Here is a 20,114-nt window from a genome sequence, read left to right on the forward strand (position 1 = left end):
CATGTGCGTGCCCGAGCCCGACGTCCGCGAGGCGATTCGCTAGCTGGGCATGTCCACGAAGCGGGAGAACATGCCGTGGAACGCCACGGTGATGGTGTCTGTGGGGCCGTTGCGGTGCTTGGCGACGATGAAGTCGGCCTCGCCCTGGCGGGGGTTGTCCTTCTCGTAGGCGGACTCGCGGTGCAACAGGATGACCATGTCGGCGTCCTGCTCGAGCGAACCGGACTCTCGCAGGTCGCTGATCGCGGGCTTCTTGTCGGCACGCTGCTCGGGACCACGGTTCAGCTGCGACAGCGCGATCACCGGCACCTGCAGCTCTTTCGCCATCAGCTTCAGCGCACGCGAGAACTCCGACACCTCTTGCTGACGGCTCTCGACCCGCTTGCCCGACGTCATCAGCTGCAGATAGTCGATCACCACGAGCTTGAGGTTGTGCTGCTGCTTCAGGCGACGGCACTTCGCCCGGATCTCGACCAACGTCATGTTGGGCGAGTCGTCGATGAAGAGCGGCGCGTCGTTGATCCGGCCGCGCACCTGCGCGATGTTCGTCCAGTCCCGCGCGTCGACCGTTCCTTTACGCATGTTCTGCAGCGGCACACTCGACTCGGCCGACATCAGACGCATCGCGATCTCGCTGCGCCCCATCTCGAGTGAGAAGAACACCGACGCCTGCCCGTGCTTGATCGACGCCGCCCGCGCCAGGTCGAGCGCCAACGTCGACTTACCGAGCGCTGGTCGCGCCGCCACGATGATCAGCTGACCCGGGTGGAACCCGTTCGTCAGGGCGTCGAGCTGCGCGAACCCGGTCGGCACACCCGTCATCTGACCGTCACGACCCTTGGCCGCCTCGATCTCGTCGATCGCGACCGTCACCGCCTCGTTCAGCGGCACGTAGTCCTCGGTCTGCACGCCACCGGCCACGTTGTAGACCTCGGCCTGCGCGTTGTTGACCAGGTCGACGACCTCGCCCTCGCTCGCGTAACCCATCTGCACGATGCGCGTGCCGGCCTCGACCAGACGGCGCAGCACCGCCTTCTCGGCGACGATCGACGCGTAGTACCCCGCGTTCGCCGCAGTGGGCACGACGCCGGTGAGGGTGTGGAGGTACTCCGCTCCCCCGGCACGCGACAGGTCGGCCGACTTCATCAGCTCGTCGCTGACCGTGATGACGTCGGTGGGCTCGCCGTGCGAGTACAGCCCCAGGATCGCGTCGTAGATGACCTCGTGCTTGGGCACGTAGAAGTCCATGCCGCGGACCGTCTCGATCACGTCGGCCACGGCGTCCTTGCTGAGCAGCATGCCGCCCAGCGCGCTCTGCTCGGCGAGCAGGTCGTGCGGCGGGACGCGGTCCATGTTGACGGGGCCACCACGGTCGCGATCGCGGGCGTTCGACGCATCGGGAGCGAGACCGAGATGGGCGATCGACATGGGTCCTCCAGCGAGAATCGGGTGGGTGCGGGGCAGCACCGAAGACGCTCAAGGCAGTTGTACGACAGACCCCCGACATCCCCCTGCCGAACCGCCGTGATCCACCCCTGACGAGCGCGGGTACACCTTATGGACACCGAGTTCTCCACAGCAAATGCACCTGTGGATAACTCTGGGGAGAACAGGTGAGCAACGCCGGACAACCCTGGGGAGAACTGTGGATCGTGCTGTGGACAACGAGATACTTTAGTCAAACTAGGGGCTTCTGACCTGGGGTTTCGTCATTCCACACCTGTGTGGAGAAAATTGTCTAAACCGGGGGTTGAGACATCCGATTTGACATCCGCCTGTGCACAAGGGATTTGACTTTCGGGCTTCTGAACCGGTAGCGACGCAGCGCGCGTTCAGCTTCCCGTAACCCCCGAAGGGGGGCCTGCGAAGAGGCTGGTCAGGGCGGTATCGGGGGCCGGCACCGCGCCTCCTGACGGGCTCGGACGACGAAGAACCCCGTTCCGTGCGATGAACCACGAAGGTTCGGGGTTCATCGCACGGAACGGGGTTCGAGGGGGAGCAGGTGCCTCAGAAGGGGACGCCGCAGCGGAGGACGACGTTGGCGTACGGGGTCGCCTCACCCGTCCGGACGAGGAGGCGCGCCCCACCCGAGAGCCGCTTCAGCTCGTCGTGCGAGACGTAGGCCACGTCGTCGAACCGGGACGTGATCCAGTCGCCGGCCTCGCGGCCCCGGCTCTCGTCCGCGGCCGTGCAGGCCTCGAACACCACGTCGGCTGTCAGGGCATCCAGCACGTCGGAGAAGGCGGGCAGGCCATGGACGACGGCGAGGTCGACCACGGGGACTCCGGCAGGCAGGGGGAGTCCGCAGTCGGCGACGACCACGAGGTCGCCGTGGCCGAGGCCGCTGACGGCGTGGTTCAGCTGGGCGTTGAGCAGGCCACCGCGCTTCACGAGGTCACCCCGGCAGCAGCAGGCAGCTCGTCCTCGAGCGTCGGGTACGACGCCTGCGTGCCGACGCCCGTCACCGAGAAGGCCCCGACCCGCACGGCGTCCTGAGCGGCCTCGAGCAGCGACGCACCCGCGGCCAGCCCGGCGGCGAGGGCACCGACGAAGGCGTCCCCGGCTCCGGAGGAGTCGACGGCAGCGACGCGAGGCGAGGCCACCAGCACGGTGCCCGACGCGTCGGAGACGATCGCGCCGGCGGCACCGCGGGTCATGACGACCGAGCTGACTCCCTGGGCGCGCAGGGACGCGACGACCGACTCGTCGTCGACCCGCGCCTCCTCGGCTTCGGAAGCCGCGGCAGAACCAGAAGCGCCCCACGCGGCCAGCAGCAGCCGACCCTCGTGCTCGTTGACGACCAGCGGATCCGCGGCCTTCACCACGTCCGCCGGCACGTCGATCACCGGGGCGAGGTTGAACACCACGCGCCCTCCGGCGTGCTGGACGGCGGCGGCGATGCCGTCCACGGGGATCTCCCCCTGCAGGACGACCACCGCAGCATCGGCCAACGCGCCCGCGTGCCCTCCGACGAACGACGCCGAGACGGCACCGTTCGCCCCGGGGACGACGACGATCGTGTTCTCGCTGTCGCCTCCGACGCTGACGATCGCCAGGCCGGTGGGCCCGGGGACGGTGTCGACGCCGCTGACGTCGATACCGCTCGAGCGGAGGTAGGGCAGGGCGTCGTCGGCACGTCCGTCGTCGCCGACCGCACCGATCATCACGGTGCGGGCTCCGCGGCGGGCGGCGGCCACGGCCTGGTTCGCGCCCTTGCCACCGGGGGAGAGGGTCATCGACGAGCCGATCAGCGTCTCGCCGGGCAGGGGCAGGCGGTCGACGGTCACGACCTGGTCGACGTTGATCGACCCGACCACGACGACCGTGCCGGCGCCCTGCGATTCAGAACCACTCATTCGGTGAAGTCACCCACGTTCTCCTTCGTGACGGTGATGACCTCGACGGCCTGGTCCGAGGGGCCCTCGTCGCCGCTGCCACCGTTGACGGCCTTGACGGCCTGGTCGACCGCGAGGGCGCCGAGCTCGGCGGGCTGCTGCGCGATCGTGCTCGAGAGCGTACCGGCCTCGATGGCCTTGAGGCCGTCCTCGGTGCCGTCGAACGCGGCCACCTGGACGTCGGTGCCGGCGCGCGAGCCGAGCGCCTGGATCGCTCCGAGGCCCATCTCGTCGTTCTCGGCGAAGACGCCCACGGCGTTCGGGTGCGCCTGCAGCAGGTTGGTGGTCACGTCGAGCGCGGTGGCGCGGTCGAAGTTCGCGGTCTGCTGCGCGACGACGGTGATGTTCGGGTAGGCCGAAATGCCCTTGGTGAAGCCCTCGCCGCGGTCGCGGCTGGCCGAGGTGCCCGCGACGCCCTGCAGCACGATGACCTCGCCCTTCTCGCCGATCGCCTCGGCGAGGGCCTTGGCGGCCTGCTCGCCACCGGCGACGTTGTCGCTCGCGACGAACGACGCGACGTCGGCACCGTTGACCGCGCGGTCGACGGCGACGATCGGCACGTCGGCCTCGTTGAGCGCCTTGGCGGCGGGGCCGGCCGCGTCGCTGTCGACCGCGTTGAGGATGACGGCGTCGGCGGTCGAGGCCGCGGTCGCCAGCTGGTTGGCCTGGGTGGCCGAGTCGTTCTGGGCGTCGACGATCTCGAGGTCGACGTTCTGCTTCTTCGCCTCGGCGGTCGCGCCGTCACGCAGCTCGACGAAGAAGGGGTTGTTCAGGGTGCTGAGCGACAGGACCACCGTGGGGCGGTCCGCCTCTCCGGCGGGAGTGCGGTTGCAGCCGGCGGTGCCGGTCGCGACCAGGGCGGCGATCGCCGTGACGGTGGCGGCCTTGCGGAACGAGGTCAACTTCATCGTGTGTCCTTCGGGTTGGGTTGGGTGTTCAGGAAAAAATGAGGAGGCGCGGGTCATCTGGTGGGGGACCGTCGCCGTGGCTGCGCCGCAGCCCCAGGGCCGGGCCCCGCAACTGCCGCCGCCCCGCTGAGACGCGACGCCGCGCGTCCGCGCCGCACCGCGCCTCCTCGGCTGGCGGTGCCACCCGCGCGGCAGCACCCGGCACGGCCGGCCGGTCGCCTCAGCTGCTGCGCGTCTTGCGCCGCAGCACGTCGACGCCCACGGCGAGGGCGATGACGAGGCCGATGACGACCTGCTGCCAGAACGACGTGACGTTCAGCAGGTTGAGGCCGTTGCGGATGACGACGAGCACGAGGGCGCCGATGATGGTGCCCGAGATGCGTCCGACGCCGCCGGCCAGGCTCGCGCCGCCGATGACGACCGCGGCGATGGCGTCCAGCTCGTAGCCCGAGGCCGCCTGCGGCTGGGCCGAGTCGAGGCGGCCGGCGAGCAGCAGACCGGCGAGGGCGGCGAACAGCCCGGCCAGGCCGAAGACGGTGACGACGATGCGCTTGACCGGCAGACCCGACAGGCGGGCGGCCTCGGCGTTGCCGCCGACGGCGTACATCGAACGGCCGATGACGGTGCGGTTCAGGATGAACGACGCGACGATCGCGGCCAGCACGAGCACGATGATCGGCACGGGCACCGGCCCGATGTTGCCTCCGAGGAACGACACCGCCGGGGGAGTCGCGATCGGGCGACCGTCCGAGACGACCAGGGTCAGGCCGCGCGCCACGCTCAGCATGGCGAGCGTCGCGATGAACGACGGCAGCTTGCCGTACGCGCTGGCGAACCCGTTGACCAGGCCGGCCACGAGGCCTGTGCCGAGCCCGAGGGCGAGCGCCAGGCCGCCGGGCAGCCCCGCCGTGGCGAAGAACCAGCCCGAGACCATCGCCGACAGCGCGGCGACCGAGCCGACCGAGAGGTCGATGCCGCCCGCGACGATGACGAAGGTCATGCCGAACGCCAGCACGGCGACGGTCGACACCTGGATGCCGATGTTCAGCAGGTTGCGGCCGGTCAGGAAGTCCGGCGTCGCGATGAAGAGGGCCAGGCACAGCACGACGAGCCCGACGAGGGCCCCGTTCGCGGCCAGGAAGGTCTTGATGTCGAAGGAGCGTCGCTGCGCCTTCACGGTGGTGGTGGTCATGGGTGTCGTCCTCGGGTCCGTGCTTCTCGGGTCAGTTCGTCGGGGGGACGTCGCGTGCCGCGAGCGTCATCAGCGTGTCCTGGGTGGCGTCGGCCGCGGCGACCTCGCCGGCGACGACTCCGTCGCGCATCACGAGGATGCGGTCGCTCATGCCCATCACCTCGGGCAGTTCGCTGCTGACCATCACGACCGCGCCTCCGGCGTCGGTGATGCGGTTCACCAGCTCGTAGATCTCGACCTTCGCGCCGACGTCGACGCCGCGGGTCGGCTCGTCGAGCAGCAACACCGTCGAGCCGGCGATGATCCAGCGGCCGAACACGGCCTTCTGCTGGTTGCCGCCCGATAGCGAGCCGATCTCCTGGTCGATGTCGCGCATGCGGATGCGCAGGGTCGAGGCGACCTCGTCGGCCTTCGCACGCTGGCCGGCGAAGTCGACCAGGCCGGCCTTCGCGCTGCTGGCGAGCGTCGCGTAGCCGAGGTTGTCGTTGACGGAGGCGCCGAGCACGAGCCCCTGCGCCTTGCGGTCTTCCGGCACGTGGCCGACGCCCGCGGCGATGGCCCCGGCGACGTCGCCCTTCTTGAGTCGCTTGCCGCGGACCGTCACGCTGCCGGAGTCGTACTTGTCGACCCCCGCGATCGCGCGGACGACCTCGGTGCGACCGGCGCCGACGAGCCCGGCGATGCCGAGCACCTCGCCCGCCCGCACCTCGAACGAGACGTCGCGGAAGGTCTTCGACGTCAGGCCCCGCACCTCGAGGACGACGGGGGAGTCGCTCTCGCTGCCGGGGGTGCGCGGGTACTGGTGCGCGATGTCGCGACCGACCATCAGGCGGACGAGCTCGTCCTCGCCGGTCGACGCGGGCACCTCGGCGACGAACGCACCGTCGCGCAGGACGGCCACGGTGTCGCCGATCTCGGCGATCTCGTCCAGGTGGTGGCTGATGAAGAGCATGCCGACGCCGCGGGCGCGCAGCTGCTCGACGACGCGGAAGAGGATCTCGGTCTCGTGTCGGGTCAGCGCCGCGGTCGGCTCGTCGAGGATCAGGATGCGCGCGTCGATGCTCAGCGCCTTCGCGATCTCGACCAGCTGCTGGCGGGCGATGCCGAGCTCGCCGACCTTCTGGTCGACGTCGACGTCGAGCCCGATCAGGTCGAGGGCCGCGCGGGCCCGCTTCTTCAGCTCGCGACGGTCGACCAGGCCGAACCGGGTCGGGAACCGCCCCATCATCACGTTCTCGGCGACGCTGAGCGACGCGACGAGGTTGAGCTCTTGGTGGATCGTCGCGATGCCGAGCTTCTCGGCGGCGTGCGTGTTGGGCAGGTGGACGGCCTCGCCGTCGACCAGCACACGGCCGGCATCGGGCTGGTACACGCCCGACATCATCTTGATCAGGGTGGACTTGCCGGCGCCGTTCTCGCCGAGCAGCACCTGCACGCGGCCGGGCCGGACGTGCACGGTGACGTCGTCGATGACCCGCACGGGGCCGAACGACTTGCTGACGTTCTCGAGCGTGAGCAGGGGGCGATCGTCGTCGATCGAGTGGGGCATGGGTCAGTTCCTGCCGAGGGGTCGGGGTGGGGTGGGGTCTGTCGGGTCCGTCGAGGTCGAGGAGGCGCGGGTCGTCGACTCGCGCACGATCAGTTCGCTGGGCAGCACGACCGAGTCGGGCGTGCGCCCGTCGATGACCTCGTGCAGCAGCTGGACGGCGATGCGGCCCATCTCCTCGACGCTGTGCGCGATGACGGTCAGGGCCGGGTCGAGCAGCGAGAACCACTCGATGTCGTCGAACGCGACGACCGAGACGTCGGTGCCCATGCGCATGCCGAGCCGGTTGAGCATGGCGATCGCTCCGACGGCCATGAGGCTGTCGGCGGCGAGCAGGGCGGTCGGCGGCTCGTCGAGCTCGAACAGGGCGTGCACGGCGGCCGACCCGCTGGCGGACTGGAAGTCGCCGACGTAGACCAGGTCGGGGTCGGTGCTGAGTCCCAGCTCGGCGGCCGCGGCGGTCCACGCCTCGAGTCGCTCGCGCCCGGTGGAGACGCTCTGCGGGCCCGCGACGTAGCCGACGCGCTCGTGGCCGAGGTCGACGAGGTGCTGCACGGCGGCTCGGATGCCGGGGACGCTGTCGGTCGTCACGCTCGGCACGTCGACGCCGGGGATCGTGCGGTCGACGAACACCGTCGGCACCTCGCGGGCGAGCAGCGAGTCGATGCTGGCGGAGTCGGTGCCCTGCGGAGCGACGATGACGCCGTCGACGCGGCGCGAGATGAGGGTGTCGAGGTAGCGGTCCTGCTGCTCGCGGTTCTCGTTGGCGTTGCCGAGGAGGGTGACGTAGCCCAGCTCGAGCAGCGACTGCTCGATGGTGTGGGCGAGGTCGGCGAAGAACGGGTTGCGGACGTCCGAGACGAGCAGGCCGACCGTGTCGGAGCGGGTCGAGCGCAGCGCCCTGGCCTGGGCGTTCGGGCGGAAGTCGAGCTCGCGCACGGCTCGTTCGACCTGGGCCCGCGACTCGGCGGAGGTGGCCGGGTTGCCCGACAGCACACGCGATGCCGTCGCGGCCGAGACGCCGGCGCGCTGCGCCACGTCCCTGATCGTCACGGTGTTCATCGGGCTCTACCTCGTCGTAGTGGTGCGGGTCGCAGGGCGTGTCCGCTGCGTGGAATCGATTCCATGGAACCGATTCCACGACAGTAGACGAGCCACCTCCTCCTGTCAACGCGAGCCCCGAGTGCCGAAGAACCCGGTTTCGAACCGAACACCCGGTTGCAACGCGGTGCATCGTTCGAACCCGGGTGCATCGCGACACAAGACGCCCCCCGAGGAGGCGCGGTGCCCGCCCCAGCCGCCCCGCGCCTCCCCGTCCCCGCCCTCCCAGCCCAGCTCAGCCCTCCCAGCCCAGCTCAGCCCTCCCAGCCAGCCCAGCCAGCCAGCCAGCCAGCCCAGCCCAGCCCAGCCCATGAACCCCGTTCCGTGCGATGAACCACGACGTTTCGTGGTTCATCGCACGGAACGGGGTTCATCGCGACCCGCCACCAGGCCGGCGCACCGCACGCACCCGGCACGCAGAAGAGCGGCGGCCCCCCGAGGGGGACCGCCGCTCTCGCGTTCAGCAGGCGCCGAAGCGCCGGGGTGCTACTTGGCCGAGACGACCGTCAGCGTGATCGTCGCGATGACGTCCTCGCGCAGGCGGAGGGTGGCTTCGTGCTCACCCGTCACCTTGATGGTCGTGGGGATCTCGACCTTGCGCTTGTCGATCGTCGCGACGCCCTGGGCGGTGACCGCGTCGGCGACGTCGGCCGGGCGGACCGAGCCGAACAGACGGCCGTCGGCACCGGTCTTCACCGTGAGACGGATCTTCTGGGCCTCGAGGCGCTGCTTGAGGTCGTGGGCCTCTTCGATCGTCTTGAGCTCGCGGGTCTCGCGGGCCGTACGGATCTGAGCGACCTGCTTCTCGCCACCGCGGCTCCACGCCACGGCGAAGCCCTGGGGCACCAGGTAGTTGCGGGCGTAGCCGTTCTTGACGTCGACGACGTCACCGGCGGAACCGAGGCCGGAGACCTCGTGGGTCAGGATTACCTTCGACATGGTGGTCCTTCCGATCAGCGGCCGGAGCCGGCGTAGGGGAGGAGCGCCATCTCACGGGCGTTCTTCACGGCACGGGCGATGAGGCGCTGCTCCTGGACGGAGACGCCGGTGATGCGACGGGCGCGGATCTTTCCACGCTCCGAGATGAACTTGCGCAGGGTCGCGACGTCTTTGTAGTCGATGACACCGACGCGGATCGACTTCGCGGGAGCGGCGTTCTTGCCGCCCTTGCCGCGGAGGGGCTTGCGGCGGTCGCCGCTGCTCTTTCCAGCCATTGGTTTCTACTTTCGATGAATGAAGAAGTACTAAAAGGGAACGGCGATGCCTAGAAAGGCGTCTCGTCGTTGTAGGTGCCGTTGCCACCGGGGGTGTTCCACACGTCGCCGCCAGAGGTGTTGCCACCCTGCTGACCGCCGGCGGGCTGACCCCACGGCTCTTGCGCCTGACCGCCGCCGACCTGAGCCGGCTGGCCTCCACGGTTGCCACCGCCGTTGCCGCCCCCGAAGGAGCCGCCACCGGCAGCGCCGTCGCGGGAGGACGCGGCGCGCGTCACCTGAGCGGTCGCGTAACGCAGCGAGGGGCCGATCTCGTCGATCTCGAGCTCCATGCTGGTGCGCTTCTCGCCCTCTTTGGTCTCGTACGAGCGCTGCTTGAGTCGGCCCTGAGCGATGACCCGGCTGCCCTTGGTGAGGCTGCTGGCCACGTGCTCGCCGAACTCGCGCCACACGCTGGCACGGAGGAAGAGCGCCTCGCCGTCCTTCCACTCGTTCGACGCGCGGTCGAACGTGCGGGGGGTCGACGCGATGGTGAAGTTCGCGACCGCGAGCCCGTTCTGCGTGTAGCGCAGCTCGGGGTCACTGGTGAGGTTTCCCACCACTGTGATGACGGTCTCGCCAGCCATCGGACTACTCGGCAGCCTTCTCGGCGGCGGGAGCAGCCGGGGCGGCGGGCGCGGCAGCGGCGTTGGCGGCCTTGCGGGCGGCCTTCTCGTCGCTGACCTTCTTGGCGGCGGCGACCATGGCGATCGCCTCTTCGGCACGCAGGACCTTGGTGCGCAGCACGGCCTCGGAGAGACCCAGCTGGCGGTCGAGCTCGACCGTGGCGGCCGAGTTCGAGGTCAGGTTGACGACGGCGTAGATGCCCTCGGTCTTCTTGTTGATCTCGTAGGCCAGGCGACGACGTCCCCAGATGTCCACGTTGTCGATCGTTCCGCCATCGTTGCGGATGACGTTGAGGAACTTGTCCAAGCTCGGGGCGACGGTGCGCTCATCGATCTCGGGGTCCAGGATGACCATCAGTTCGTACTGGTGCATGACTAACCCACCTCCTTCGGACTTAACGGTCACAGACGGTCTGTGACAGGAGGGTATTCATGTCGCGGCGTCGACCGTGAGGCAGACGCAACCTTCCCAGCGTAGCCGAGCGCGCCTCCTGAATCAATGCCGCCGCAGCGGCCAGTGGCCTTCGAGAGCCGAGGAGGCGCGGGTCGACACCCGCAGGACGGGTTACGCCCCTGCGCCCTCGCGTGCGTTCCACCAGGCGAGCAGGCGCTCGGTGGCGACCTCGGCGCCGAGCGGCCCTTCTTCGGTGCGCAGCTCGAGCAGGAAGCGGTAGGCCTCGCCGACCTCGCGGCTCGGGCCGATGCCGAGGACGCGCTGGATCTCGTCGCCGTCGAGGTCGGGCCGCAGCGAGTCGATCTCTTCGCGTTCGCGCAGCTCGGCGATGCGCGCCTCGAGGTCGTCGTAGGCGAAGCCGAGCCGGTCGGCCTTGCGTCGGTTGCGCGTGGTCACGTCGGCCCGGGTCAGCATGTGCAACCGCTCGAGCTGGTCACCGGCGTCGCGGACGTACCGGCGCACGGCCGAGTCGGTCCAGCCGCCCTCGGTGTAACCGAAGAACCGGAGGTGCAGCTCGATCAAGCGGGAGACGGCGGCGATCGTGTCGTTGTCGAAGCGCAGCGCCTTCAAGCGCTTCTTGGCGAGCTTGGCGCCGACGACGTCGTGGTGGTGGAAGGTGACGACCCCGCCCGGCTCGAGGCGGCGCGTGGCCGGCTTGCCGCAGTCGTGCAGCAGTGCCGCGAGGCGCAGGGTGAGGTCGGGCGCCTCGCCTGGGTGCCGCTCCCGCTCGTAGCCGATGGCCTGGTCGAGCACGGTGAGGCTGTGCTCGTACACGTCCTTGTGGTGGTGGTGCTCGTCGACCTCGAGGCGCATGGCGGCGAGCTCGGGCATCACGTGGTCGGCCAGGCCGGTGTCGACCAGCAAGCGGACACCGTCTCGGGGGGTTTCGGTCTTGAGCAGCTTCGACAGCTCGTCGGCGACCCGTTCGACCGAGACGATCGACAGGGTCTCGGCCCGCGCGGTCATCGCCTCGCGCACCTCGTCGGACACGGTGAAGCCGAGCTGCGCCGTGAACCGGGCGGCCCGCATCATGCGCAGGGGGTCGTCACGGAACGAGTCGACCGCGGTGCCCGGGGTGGCGAGCCGCGCCTCCAGCAGGTCGTCGACGCCGCCGGACGGGTCGACGAGCACGCGCTGGGGCAGACGCAGCGCCATCGAGTTGACCGTGAAGTCGCGACGGACCAGGTCGCCCTCGAGGGTGTCGCCGAACTCGACGACGGGCTTGCGGGTCTCGCCGTCGTAGACGTCGCTGCGGTAGGTGGTGATCTCGACGGTCTCGCCGTCGACGCGGGCGGCGATCGTGCCGAACGCGCGGCCGACGTCCCAGTGGGCCTCGGCCAGGGGGACGACGATCGCCAGGATCCGGTCGGGGTCGGCGTCGGTCGTGAAGTCGAGGTCGTTGACCGGCCGGCCGATGAAGGCGTCGCGCACCGGACCGCCGACGAGGGCGAGCTCGTGACCGGCCGCGGCGAACGCGGCGGCGAGCTTCTCGATGCGGGGGGTGGCGGCCAGATCGTCCAGTCGCTGCAGGGCCCGTGCGACGCTGTCCATGACGAAACAGCTTGCCACAGCCGAGGAGGCGCGGGCTGAGTCCCCGACGGCGCCTCGCGACCCCGTCCTCCCACCTCGCAGGCGCTTCGCCGCTGCTTCTTGGTCGTCGTTGCCTAGACTCGGCATGCTCGAACGGCCCCTGTCGCCGTCGACACCTGACGCCTATGAGACTCTTCTTCGCCGTGATCGCCGCCCTGTTGGCGGTGTTCGTCGTGTCGGTGGGGCTGCCCGCCACCGCGGCACGAGCGGCGTCCGCGCCCTCCGACGACGGCGTCACGATGACCGTCGAGCCGGCCTCCGACGGCGTGCTGCGACCCGACGACGACCTCACCCTCGGGGTCACCGTGACGAACGACGGAGACAGCGACCTCGCGGCGACGAAGGCCCGGATCTACCTCGACCGCGAACCGTTCACGACACGGTCCAAGCTCGCCTCGTGGCTCGACCCCGACGACGTCTCGGGCGACGACTACCTCGGGCGACAGCTCGTCCAGGTCGACGTGCCCGCGGTCCCCGCTGGGTCCTCCGTCGCCCTCGACACCGTCGTCGTGCCCGCCGACCGCCTCGGCCTGACCGGCCGCGCCTTCGGGGCGCGCGCCCTCGGGGCCCGCGTGCTCGACGCCTCGGGCGGCCAGGTGTCGCAGACCCGCAGCAGCGTGGTCTGGTACCCCGCCGACAGCTTCCAGCCGACCCGCGTGGCGGTCGCCGTGCCGATCACGACGCCCGAGAGCGAGACGGGCGTCCTCGACGCCTCCGCCCTCGCCGCCTACACCTCGGACGGCGGGGTGCTGCGACGCGAACTCGACGCGGTGTCCGGCACGGGCGCGACCCTGGGCGTCGACCCGATGATCATCGCGTCGATCCGCCTGCTCGGCACCGAGGCCCCGCAGCCGGCCGTCGACTGGCTCGACGAGCTGCAGGCGCTGCCGAACGACATGTTCCCGTTGGCGTACGCCGACGCCGACGTCGCCGGGCTGCGACAGGCCGGCGCGACGACCGTCCCGGCCGTGACCTCGCTCGACACCCTGGTCGACCCCGACCGCTTCGAGGACATGCCCGCACCGACCGACACGCCCACCGAGGCCCCGGACCAGGGCACGGACGACGGCTCGGGCACCGGCGTCGCCGGATCCGACCCCTCCGCCCTGCCGAGCGACGGGGTCACCGACCAGCCGACCGGCGAGCCGTCGCCCGACGAGACGCCCGGCGACGGCGTGGTCCTGCCGACCACCGCCCAGCTGCTCGACTTCCCGTGGACGCAGCGCGACGTCGTCTGGCCGCGCGAGTCGTCCGTCGTGTCCGCCGACCTGACCGCGTTCGCCGGCGGCTCGTACACGTCCACCATCGTCTCGAGCGGCAACGTCGACGTCGACGGCGACTCGACCGAGAACGCCGCGGTCACGATCGGTGACGTCCCGGCCGTCGTCTCGGACGACCCGTTGTCCGACCTGGTCACCGAGGCCGCCGAGGCGACGAGCCTGGCCGAGTGGCAGGCCACGATGGCCCGGCTCTCCGCCACCGTCGCCACCATCGCCTACGAACGGCCCAGCGACGCCCGCACGCTGCTGACCACGCTCGAGCGCGAGTGGCCCTCGACCGGTCAGTTCCTCACCCGCACGCTGCAGGCCGTCGACGGCCTGCCCTGGGTCAGCGGTGCCACCCTGACCGACGCCTTGGCGAGCACCCCGTCGACGGCGACGGTCGTCGACAGCCCCGAGAGCGACGCCCGCCTCGACCAGCTGCGCGACCTGGTGTCCGCCGACGAGAGGGTCGTGGACTTCTCGACCGCCCTCGCCGAACCGCAGCTCGTCACCGAGTCGGCCCGACTCCGCACGATGGCCCTGGCCTCGCACGCCTGGCGCGACAACGTCGACGGCTTCCCCGCCGAGGTCGCCTCGGCCGTGGCCGACGCGACCGCGACGTCGGGTCTCGTGGCCGTCGTCCAGGGCTCGCCGATCTCCATCCTCGGCGACCGCTCGGCCCTCCCCCTCTACCTCGAGAACAAGACCGACTCGGTCGCGACGGTGATGTTGAACCTGACCCCGTCGAACTCCATCCTCTCGATCGAGCGCAGTCCCATCGAGGTGACGATCCAGCCGCAGTCCCAGACGCGGGTCAGCGTGCCCGTGCAGTCCGTCGCCAACGGGACGGTCTCGGTGCAGCTGCAGCTGGTCAGCCTCTCGGGCGTGGCGATCGCCACCCCGGTCGACGTGCCGCTCTCGGTGCAGGCCGGGTGGGAGACCGCCATCACCTGGATCTTCGGCGTCGCCTTCGCCGCCCTCTTCGTCGGCGGCCTCTACCGCACCTTCCGCAAGCGCCGCCGGGCGCGCGACGAGACCCGGTCGTCCGGCGACGGCCCGTCGGCCGATGCCGCCCCGTCACCCGATGCGGCCGCCTCGCCGCCCGTCCAGGAGTCCATGTGAGCAACCAGGGCGGTCTCGGTCGCGCCAGCATCCTCCTCGCGTCCGGGACGATGGTCTCGCGCGTCCTCGGCTTCGTGAAGGCGGCCGTGCTGGCCGCCGCGATCGGGCAGTCGGCCAGCCGCGCGGCCGACTCGTTCGCCCTCGCGAACCAGCTGCCGAACAACATCTACGCGCTGATCGCGGGTGGCCTGCTCAGCGCCGTGCTCGTGCCCCAGATCGTGCGGGCGGCGACCTCCGACGACGGGGGGCAGCGGTTCATCAACAAGATCGTGACCCTCGGCACCATCGTCTTCGCGGCCGTGGGCCTGGCCGGCACGCTGCTCGCCCCCGTGCTCGTGCGGCTCTACGCGCAACAGAGCACGGACGGCGGCGCCGGATTCACCTCGGACCAGCTCGCTCTCGCGACCGCCTTCGCCTACTGGTGCCTGCCGCAGATCTTCTTCTACGCCATGTACTCGCTGCTGAGCGAGGTGCTGAACGCCCGACAGGTGTTCGGGCCCTTCACCTGGGCCCCGGTGCTCAACAACGTCGTGGCCATCGCCGGCCTGGTCGTCTTCATGGTGATGTTCGGCGGTGCCGTCGAGAACTCCGCGGTCGACGTCTGGACCGGCGACCGCATCTTCGTCATCGCCGCCACGGCCACCCTGGGCGTCCTGGCGCAGGCGGCGTTCCTCTTGCTGTTCTGGCGCCGTGCGGGTCTGACCTTCCGCCCGGACTTCCGCTGGCGCGGCGTCGGCCTCGGCGCCACGGGCAAGGCCGCCGGGTGGCTGTTCGGCATGGTGCTCGTCACCCAGCTCGCCGGGCTGGTCCAGAGCCGCGTCGCCACCCTGGGCAGCGAGGTGGGTGCCTCGAACGCGGTCCTCGCGAACGCCTGGCTGCTCTTCATGCTGCCGCACGGCATCATCGCCGTGTCGATCGGCACCGCCTACTTCACGCGCATGAGCGGCCACGCCTCGCGCGGCGACCTGCGGGCCGTCCGCACCGACATGTCGCAGTCCCTCCGGGCCATCGGCATGTTCATGGTGTTCGCCGCGGTCGCCATGTGCGTCGTGGCCTACCCCTTCGCCCGGTTCTTCGAGGTCGACTTCGCCGGGTCGACCCGCACCGCCGAGGTGATCCTCGGCTACATGCCCGGCCTCGTCCTGTTCAGCGTGCTGTTCATCGTGCAGCGGGTGTTCTACTCGATGCACGACCAGCGCACGCCGTTCTTCCTGCAGCTCGTCCAGTCGGGCATCTTCGTCGCCGGCGTCGCGGTCTCGGCCGCCGTGGTGTCGCCCGAGCACATCGCCATGGCCATCGCCGTCACGACGTCGATCGCGGGCTCCAGCCAGGCCGTGGTCGCGCTCGTCGTCGTCAAGAAGCGGCTGGGCGGCATCGACGGCCGCTGGGTGCTGCGCCGCTACGTCCAGTTCTTCGTCTTCTCGCTCGTCGCCGGGGCCGTGGGCCTCGTCGTCGTGACCGTCCTGGGTGGTTTCTCCGCCGACGGCTTCGCACAGTCCGGCCGCGTGCCGGGCGTGCTGACGGTCGTCGTGGCCGGGGCCGTCATGGGCCTGGTCTACGGCGCACTGCTCTGGTTCGCGCGGATCCCCGAGCTGCGGGTGCTGACCACGCCGGTGACCGCACGTCTCGCACCGACCGTCTCGCGCCTCCTGCGTCGCTGAACGCCGCTGAGCGCCTTTGCCGAGCACGGCCGGGCCCCGGACTGCCAGGCCCGCGGGAATGCCCCGTCGGTAGGATGCGTTCCATCAGACGATCGAGGGATCCGACCGCCCGAGCCACCGCTCGCGGGTCGTCTTCCCGCTCGTGAAGTTCTCCCCAGGAAGGTGCCCATGCGCCAGGTCATCATCATCGGTTCCGGCCCCGCCGGCTACACGGCCGGCATCTACGCCGCCCGGGCCGGTCTGCGCCCCCTCATCGTCGCGAGTTCGGTCGAGGCCGGCGGCGAGCTCATGAAGACCACCGAGGTCGAGAACTTCCCCGGCTTCCCCGACGGCATCCAGGGCCCCGAGCTCATGTTCAAGATGCAAGAGCAGGCCGAGAAGTTCGGCGCCGAGGTCCTGCTCGACGACGTCACCGCCGTCGACCTGACCGGCGACGTCAAGAAGGTCACCCTGGGCAACGGCACCGTCGAAGAGAGCCTCACGGTGATCTTCGCCACGGGCAGCGCGTACCGCAAGCTCGGTCTCGCCGACGAGGAGCGCCTCAGCGGCCGTGGCGTCAGCTGGTGCGCCACCTGCGACGGCTTCTTCTTCAAGGAGAAGGCGATCGCCGTCGTCGGCGGCGGCGACTCGGCGATGGAAGAAGCGACGTTCCTGACCCGCTTCGCCTCGAAGGTCTACGTGATCCACCGCTCGAGCAGCCTGCGCGCGTCGAAGATCATGCAGGACCGGGCCCATGCCAACGAGAAGATCGAGTTCCTCTTCGACAAGCAGGTCACGGCGATCCTCGGCGGCGAGAAGGCCACCGGCGTCACCCTGACCGACACGGTCGACGGCAGCACCACCGACCTCGACCTCGACGGCCTGTTCATCGCCATCGGCAACGACCCCCGCGTGCACCTGGTGCACGGTCAGGTCGACCTGACCTCCGACGGCACGATCGCCGTGCAGGGACGCAGCTCGAAGACCAACCTGACCGGTGTCTTCGCCGCGGGCGACGTCATCGACGCGACCTACCGGCAGGCGGCGACCGCCGCGGCCTCGGGCACCGTCGCGGCGCTCGACGTCGAGCACTACCTGGCCTCGCTCGACCAGACGTTCCTGGCCGAGCAGACCGTCGGGTCGGCCGAGGGCGTCGAGACGTCCGAGTCCGTGGTCGCCTGACCCGCGCCTCCTGAAGCCAACCCAGATCACCCTGACGAAAGGAACACCATGAGCAGCGCCAAAGCAGTGACCGACGCGTCCTTCGAGGCCGACGTCCTCAACTCCGACAAGACGATCCTCGTCGACTTCTGGGCCGAGTGGTGCGGCCCGTGCCGCGCCGTCTCGCCGATCCTCGACCAGATCGCCGCCGAGCACGGCGACAAGATCGAGATCGTCAAGCTCAACGTCGACGACAACCCCCAGACCGCCATGAAGTACCAGATCACCTCGATCCCGGCCATGAAGGTCTACCGCGGCGGCGAGGTCGTCAAGACGGTCATCGGCGCCAAGCCCAAGCCGGCCCTCGAGGCCGACCTGGCGGAGTTCATCGCGTAGTCGACGCCGACACCACGACGAGAGCCCGCCCAGCACACGCTGGGCGGGCTCTCGTCGTCTCCCGCCCGCACGGGCATAGTCTTGACCGAATCACCCTCTGACAGAACCGGGACACCGATGAGCGACAAGGGCACCAACCTCGACCCGTGGTACGACTCGTACGCCGACCGTACGGCCGGCCTCAGCGCCTCCGAGGTCCGAGCCCTGTTCGCCGTCGCCTCGCGTCCCGAGGTCGTCTCGCTGGCCGGCGGCATGCCCTACGTCTCCGCCCTGCCCCGTGAGCTCGTCACGGGGGCCATCGACCGCGTCATGGCCGACGGGGGAGCGATGGCGATGCAGTACGGCAGCGGCCAGGGCACCCCGGCGATCCGCGAGCACATCATGCAGATCATGGCGACGGAGGGCATCCGCGGCAGCGCCGACGACGTCGTCGTCACCACGGGCTCCCAGCAGGCCCTCGACCTCGTCACCCGCCTCTTCGTGAACCCCGGCGACGTCGTGCTCGCCGAGTCTCCGAGCTACGTGGGCGCCCTGGGGGTCTTCAAGGCGTACCAGGCCGACGTCGTGCACGTCCCGATGGACGAGCACGGACTCGTGCCCGAGGCGCTGCGTGAGGCCATCGCGGCCGTCACGGCCCGTGGGGGTCGCATCAAGTTCCTCTACACGATCCCGAACTTCCACAACCCGGCCGGCGTCACCCTCACCTGGGCCCGACGCGTCGAGATCCTCGAGATCTGCCGCTCGGCGGGCATCCTCGTCCTCGAGGACAACCCCTACGGTCTGCTCTACTTCGACCAGCCGGCCCCCCAGGCGATGCGCTCGATCGACGACGAGGGCGTGATCTACCTCGGGTCGTTCTCCAAGACGCTCGCGCCCGGCTTCCGGGTGGGCTGGGCCCTCGCCCCGCACGCCATCCGCGAGAAGCTCATCCTCGCCAACGAGTCCGCCACGCTGTCGCCGAACTCGTTCGGGCAGTTCGTCATCACCGAGTACCTCGACCAGGCCGACTGGCGTGGGCAGATCGAGACCTTCCGCGACCTGTACCGCGAGCGGCGTGACGCGATGATCTCGGCGCTGGGGGAGTACCTGCCGTCGCTCACGTGGAACGTGCCCGACGGGGGCTTCTTCGTCTGGGTGGGGCTGCCGGCCGAACTCGACTCGAAGGCCATGCTGCCCCGAGCGGTCAAGGAGCTCGTGGCCTACACGCCCGGCACGGCGTTCTTCGCCGACGGCGACGGTCGGCAGAACATCCGCTTGTCGTTCTGCTACCCGACTCCCGAGTCGATCCGCACCGGTGTGGCCCGCCTGGCGAACGTCGTCAACGGCGAACTCGACCTGTTGCGCACGTTCTCACCCGCGAGCCTCTCGAACCCGGCCACTCGCCCGCAGAGCGTCGTCGTCCCGCCGCCGAACACCAACTGACCAGGACTTTCGGTGCGTGGTGGGTGTTCCGCACCCGAGACCGGCCGCCGTCGTGACACGAGAAAGAGACCCCCATGGCATCCAGTGAGCTGCGTACCGTCACCGTTCTCGCCGGAGGCATCTCGCACGAACGCGACGTCTCCCTCCGATCGGGGAGGCGCGTGGTCGACAGTCTCGTCACCCACGGCATCCAGGTCGAGCTCCGGGATCCCGACGCCGCGTTGCTCGGTCACCTGACCGCATCACGTCCCGACGTCGTGTGGCCGGCCCTGCACGGAGCAAGCGGTGAGGACGGAGCACTGCGCGGCCTGCTGGAAGCACTAGACGTCCCCTTCGTCGGCAGCACGGCGGCAGCGGCGCGACTTGCCTGGGACAAGCCGACCGCGAAAGAGCTCGCCCGACGTGCCGGGGTCTCCACCCCGCGAGGCATCACCCTGTCTCACGACGCCTTCCGCGAGCTCGGCGCCGTCGGCGTGTTGGCCGCCATCGCCGAGGAGCACCCGGTGCCCGTCGTCGTGAAGCCGGCACGGGGTGGCTCCGCCCAGGGCGTCACGGTCGTCGACGACATCGGTGTGCTGCCGCGGGCCATGGTCGATGCGTACACGTACTGCGACGACGTCATCGTCGAGCAGAAGATCACGGGTACCGAGGTTGCCGTCGGGGTCATCGACACCGGTGACGGACCCCTCGCCCTGCCTGCGGTCGAGATCGTGCCTCGTCAGGGCTTCTACGGTTTCGAGGCCCGCTACAACGCAGGGGAGACCATGTTCTACACTCCCGCACGGATGGACTCCGCGGCTTCCGAGGCTGCCGCTCGAGCCGCCGTGGCCGTTCACGAAGCCCTGGGGCTCCGTCACCTCTCCCGGGTCGACCTCATCGTCGACGCCGCCGGCACCCCGTGGTTCCTCGAGGTCAACGTCCTGCCCGGATTGACCGAGACGTCTCTGGTTCCGATGGCACTGGAGTCGGCCGGCTACGAGCTGGGCATGTTCTACGCCGCCCTCGCCGAGAAGGCCGTCGCCGACCACCGGCGCTGAGAAGCTCCC

At 70.1% G+C, this 20,114-nt stretch carries 18 protein-coding genes; 6 read left to right on the top strand and 12 right to left on the bottom strand.

Annotated features, from left to right (window positions below; translation table 11 throughout):
• Positions 1-39: 39 nt before the first annotated feature.
• The 12 genes from dnaB to IFT88_RS00750 form a co-directional block, all read right to left on the bottom strand.
• Complete coding sequence (gene dnaB, locus IFT88_RS00695; protein WP_043595340.1) at positions 40-1,428, bottom strand: replicative DNA helicase; 1,389 nt, start codon at positions 1,426-1,428, stop codon at positions 40-42.
• 579 nt (positions 1,429-2,007) lie between these two features.
• Positions 2,008-2,391 (bottom strand): D-ribose pyranase, encoded by a 384-nt coding sequence (gene rbsD / locus IFT88_RS00700; protein WP_192118356.1) that lies wholly within the window; start codon positions 2,389-2,391, stop codon positions 2,008-2,010.
• Positions 2,388-3,356, bottom strand: a complete 969-nt coding sequence (locus IFT88_RS00705; RefSeq protein WP_192118358.1) for a ribokinase — start codon at positions 3,354-3,356, stop codon at positions 2,388-2,390. Before IFT88_RS00705 ends, rbsD begins: the two co-directional genes overlap by 4 nt.
• On the bottom strand, positions 3,353-4,303 hold the full coding sequence (locus IFT88_RS00710; RefSeq protein ID WP_192118360.1) for a substrate-binding domain-containing protein: 951 nt from the start codon (positions 4,301-4,303) through the stop codon (positions 3,353-3,355). The genes IFT88_RS00705 and IFT88_RS00710 overlap by 4 nt, the downstream gene beginning before the upstream one ends.
• 220 nt (positions 4,304-4,523) lie before the next feature.
• Positions 4,524-5,495, bottom strand: coding sequence for an ABC transporter permease (locus IFT88_RS00715; RefSeq protein ID WP_043595333.1), 972 nt, complete (start codon positions 5,493-5,495; stop codon positions 4,524-4,526).
• Positions 5,496-5,526: 31 nt separating this feature from the next.
• A complete protein-coding gene (locus IFT88_RS00720; protein ID WP_043595332.1) occupies positions 5,527-7,044 on the bottom strand; it encodes a sugar ABC transporter ATP-binding protein in 1,518 nt (505 codons plus the stop codon).
• 3 nt (positions 7,045-7,047) lie between these two features.
• Positions 7,048-8,103 carry a LacI family DNA-binding transcriptional regulator gene (locus IFT88_RS00725; protein WP_192118362.1) on the bottom strand — a complete coding sequence of 352 codons (1,056 nt, stop codon included), beginning with the start codon at positions 8,101-8,103 and terminating at the stop codon, positions 7,048-7,050.
• 525 nt (positions 8,104-8,628) lie between these two features.
• On the bottom strand, positions 8,629-9,081 hold the full coding sequence (gene rplI / locus IFT88_RS00730; RefSeq protein WP_043595329.1) for a 50S ribosomal protein L9: 453 nt from the start codon (positions 9,079-9,081) through the stop codon (positions 8,629-8,631).
• A gap of 14 nt (positions 9,082-9,095) precedes the next feature.
• On the bottom strand, positions 9,096-9,356 hold the full coding sequence (gene rpsR, locus IFT88_RS00735) for a 30S ribosomal protein S18 (protein ID WP_043595327.1): 261 nt from the start codon (positions 9,354-9,356) through the stop codon (positions 9,096-9,098).
• Between the two features lie 50 nt (positions 9,357-9,406).
• Positions 9,407-9,982, bottom strand: a complete 576-nt coding sequence (locus IFT88_RS00740) for a single-stranded DNA-binding protein (RefSeq protein WP_043595325.1) — start codon at positions 9,980-9,982, stop codon at positions 9,407-9,409.
• A 4-nt stretch (positions 9,983-9,986) separates the two neighbouring features.
• On the bottom strand, positions 9,987-10,394 hold the full coding sequence (rpsF, locus tag IFT88_RS00745) for a 30S ribosomal protein S6 (RefSeq protein WP_043595324.1): 408 nt from the start codon (positions 10,392-10,394) through the stop codon (positions 9,987-9,989).
• 192 nt (positions 10,395-10,586) lie between these two features.
• Positions 10,587-12,026: a CCA tRNA nucleotidyltransferase gene (locus tag IFT88_RS00750; protein WP_043595322.1), complete on the bottom strand. Its 1,440-nt coding sequence runs from the start codon at positions 12,024-12,026 to the stop codon at positions 10,587-10,589.
• A gap of 164 nt (positions 12,027-12,190) precedes the next feature.
• On the opposite strand from IFT88_RS00750, the gene IFT88_RS00755 reads away from it, so the two are divergent.
• The 6 genes from IFT88_RS00755 to IFT88_RS00780 all read left to right on the top strand — a co-directional run bounded on the left by IFT88_RS00755 (position 12,191) and on the right by IFT88_RS00780 (position 20,105).
• Positions 12,191-14,449 carry a DUF6049 family protein gene (locus IFT88_RS00755; RefSeq protein WP_192118364.1) on the top strand — a complete coding sequence of 753 codons (2,259 nt, stop codon included), beginning with the start codon at positions 12,191-12,193 and terminating at the stop codon, positions 14,447-14,449.
• Positions 14,446-16,110, top strand: a complete 1,665-nt coding sequence (gene murJ / locus IFT88_RS00760; protein ID WP_056227988.1) for a murein biosynthesis integral membrane protein MurJ — start codon at positions 14,446-14,448, stop codon at positions 16,108-16,110. The genes IFT88_RS00755 and murJ overlap by 4 nt, the downstream gene beginning before the upstream one ends.
• 168 nt (positions 16,111-16,278) lie before the next feature.
• Entirely contained in the window at positions 16,279-17,271 is a 993-nt protein-coding gene (gene trxB, locus IFT88_RS00765; protein ID WP_043595319.1) for a thioredoxin-disulfide reductase, read from the top strand.
• Between the two features lie 48 nt (positions 17,272-17,319).
• Positions 17,320-17,646 (top strand): thioredoxin, encoded by a 327-nt coding sequence (trxA, locus tag IFT88_RS00770; protein ID WP_043595317.1) that lies wholly within the window; start codon positions 17,320-17,322, stop codon positions 17,644-17,646.
• A 117-nt stretch (positions 17,647-17,763) separates the two neighbouring features.
• Positions 17,764-19,068, top strand: a complete 1,305-nt coding sequence (locus IFT88_RS00775; RefSeq protein ID WP_192118366.1) for an aminotransferase-like domain-containing protein — start codon at positions 17,764-17,766, stop codon at positions 19,066-19,068.
• Positions 19,069-19,142: 74 nt separating this feature from the next.
• The gene (locus IFT88_RS00780; RefSeq protein ID WP_192118368.1) at positions 19,143-20,105 is read left to right on the top strand and encodes a D-alanine--D-alanine ligase family protein; all 963 of its coding nucleotides are present in this window, start codon (positions 19,143-19,145) and stop codon (positions 20,103-20,105) included.
• The last annotated feature ends 9 nt before the right edge of the window (positions 20,106-20,114 follow it).

The sequence above is a fragment of the Frigoribacterium sp. CFBP 8751 genome (assembly GCF_014841545.1).
Taxonomy (GTDB): Bacteria; Actinomycetota; Actinomycetes; order Actinomycetales; family Microbacteriaceae; genus Frigoribacterium.

Bases quoted from the DNA above. Each gene is read 5' to 3' on its own strand.
- dnaB (WP_043595340.1), bottom strand. From the start codon at position 1,428: ATGTCGATCGCCCATCTCGGTCTCGCTCCCGATGCGTCGAACGCCCGC.
- IFT88_RS00705 (WP_192118358.1), bottom strand. From the start codon at position 3,356: ATGAGTGGTTCTGAATCGCAGGGCGCCGGCACGGTCGTCGTGGTCGGG.
- IFT88_RS00710 (WP_192118360.1), bottom strand. From the start codon at position 4,303: ATGAAGTTGACCTCGTTCCGCAAGGCCGCCACCGTCACGGCGATCGCC.
- IFT88_RS00715 (WP_043595333.1), bottom strand. From the start codon at position 5,495: ATGACCACCACCACCGTGAAGGCGCAGCGACGCTCCTTCGACATCAAG.
- IFT88_RS00720 (WP_043595332.1), bottom strand. From the start codon at position 7,044: ATGCCCCACTCGATCGACGACGATCGCCCCCTGCTCACGCTCGAGAAC.
- IFT88_RS00725 (WP_192118362.1), bottom strand. From the start codon at position 8,103: ATGAACACCGTGACGATCAGGGACGTGGCGCAGCGCGCCGGCGTCTCG.
- rplI (WP_043595329.1), bottom strand. From the start codon at position 9,081: ATGTCGAAGGTAATCCTGACCCACGAGGTCTCCGGCCTCGGTTCCGCC.
- rpsR (WP_043595327.1), bottom strand. From the start codon at position 9,356: ATGGCTGGAAAGAGCAGCGGCGACCGCCGCAAGCCCCTCCGCGGCAAG.
- IFT88_RS00740 (WP_043595325.1), bottom strand. From the start codon at position 9,982: ATGGCTGGCGAGACCGTCATCACAGTGGTGGGAAACCTCACCAGTGAC.
- rpsF (WP_043595324.1), bottom strand. From the start codon at position 10,394: ATGCACCAGTACGAACTGATGGTCATCCTGGACCCCGAGATCGATGAG.
- IFT88_RS00750 (WP_043595322.1), bottom strand. From the start codon at position 12,026: ATGGACAGCGTCGCACGGGCCCTGCAGCGACTGGACGATCTGGCCGCC.
- IFT88_RS00755 (WP_192118364.1), top strand. From the start codon at position 12,191: ATGAGACTCTTCTTCGCCGTGATCGCCGCCCTGTTGGCGGTGTTCGTC.
- trxB (WP_043595319.1), top strand. From the start codon at position 16,279: ATGCGCCAGGTCATCATCATCGGTTCCGGCCCCGCCGGCTACACGGCC.
- trxA (WP_043595317.1), top strand. From the start codon at position 17,320: ATGAGCAGCGCCAAAGCAGTGACCGACGCGTCCTTCGAGGCCGACGTC.
- IFT88_RS00775 (WP_192118366.1), top strand. From the start codon at position 17,764: ATGAGCGACAAGGGCACCAACCTCGACCCGTGGTACGACTCGTACGCC.
- IFT88_RS00780 (WP_192118368.1), top strand. From the start codon at position 19,143: ATGGCATCCAGTGAGCTGCGTACCGTCACCGTTCTCGCCGGAGGCATC.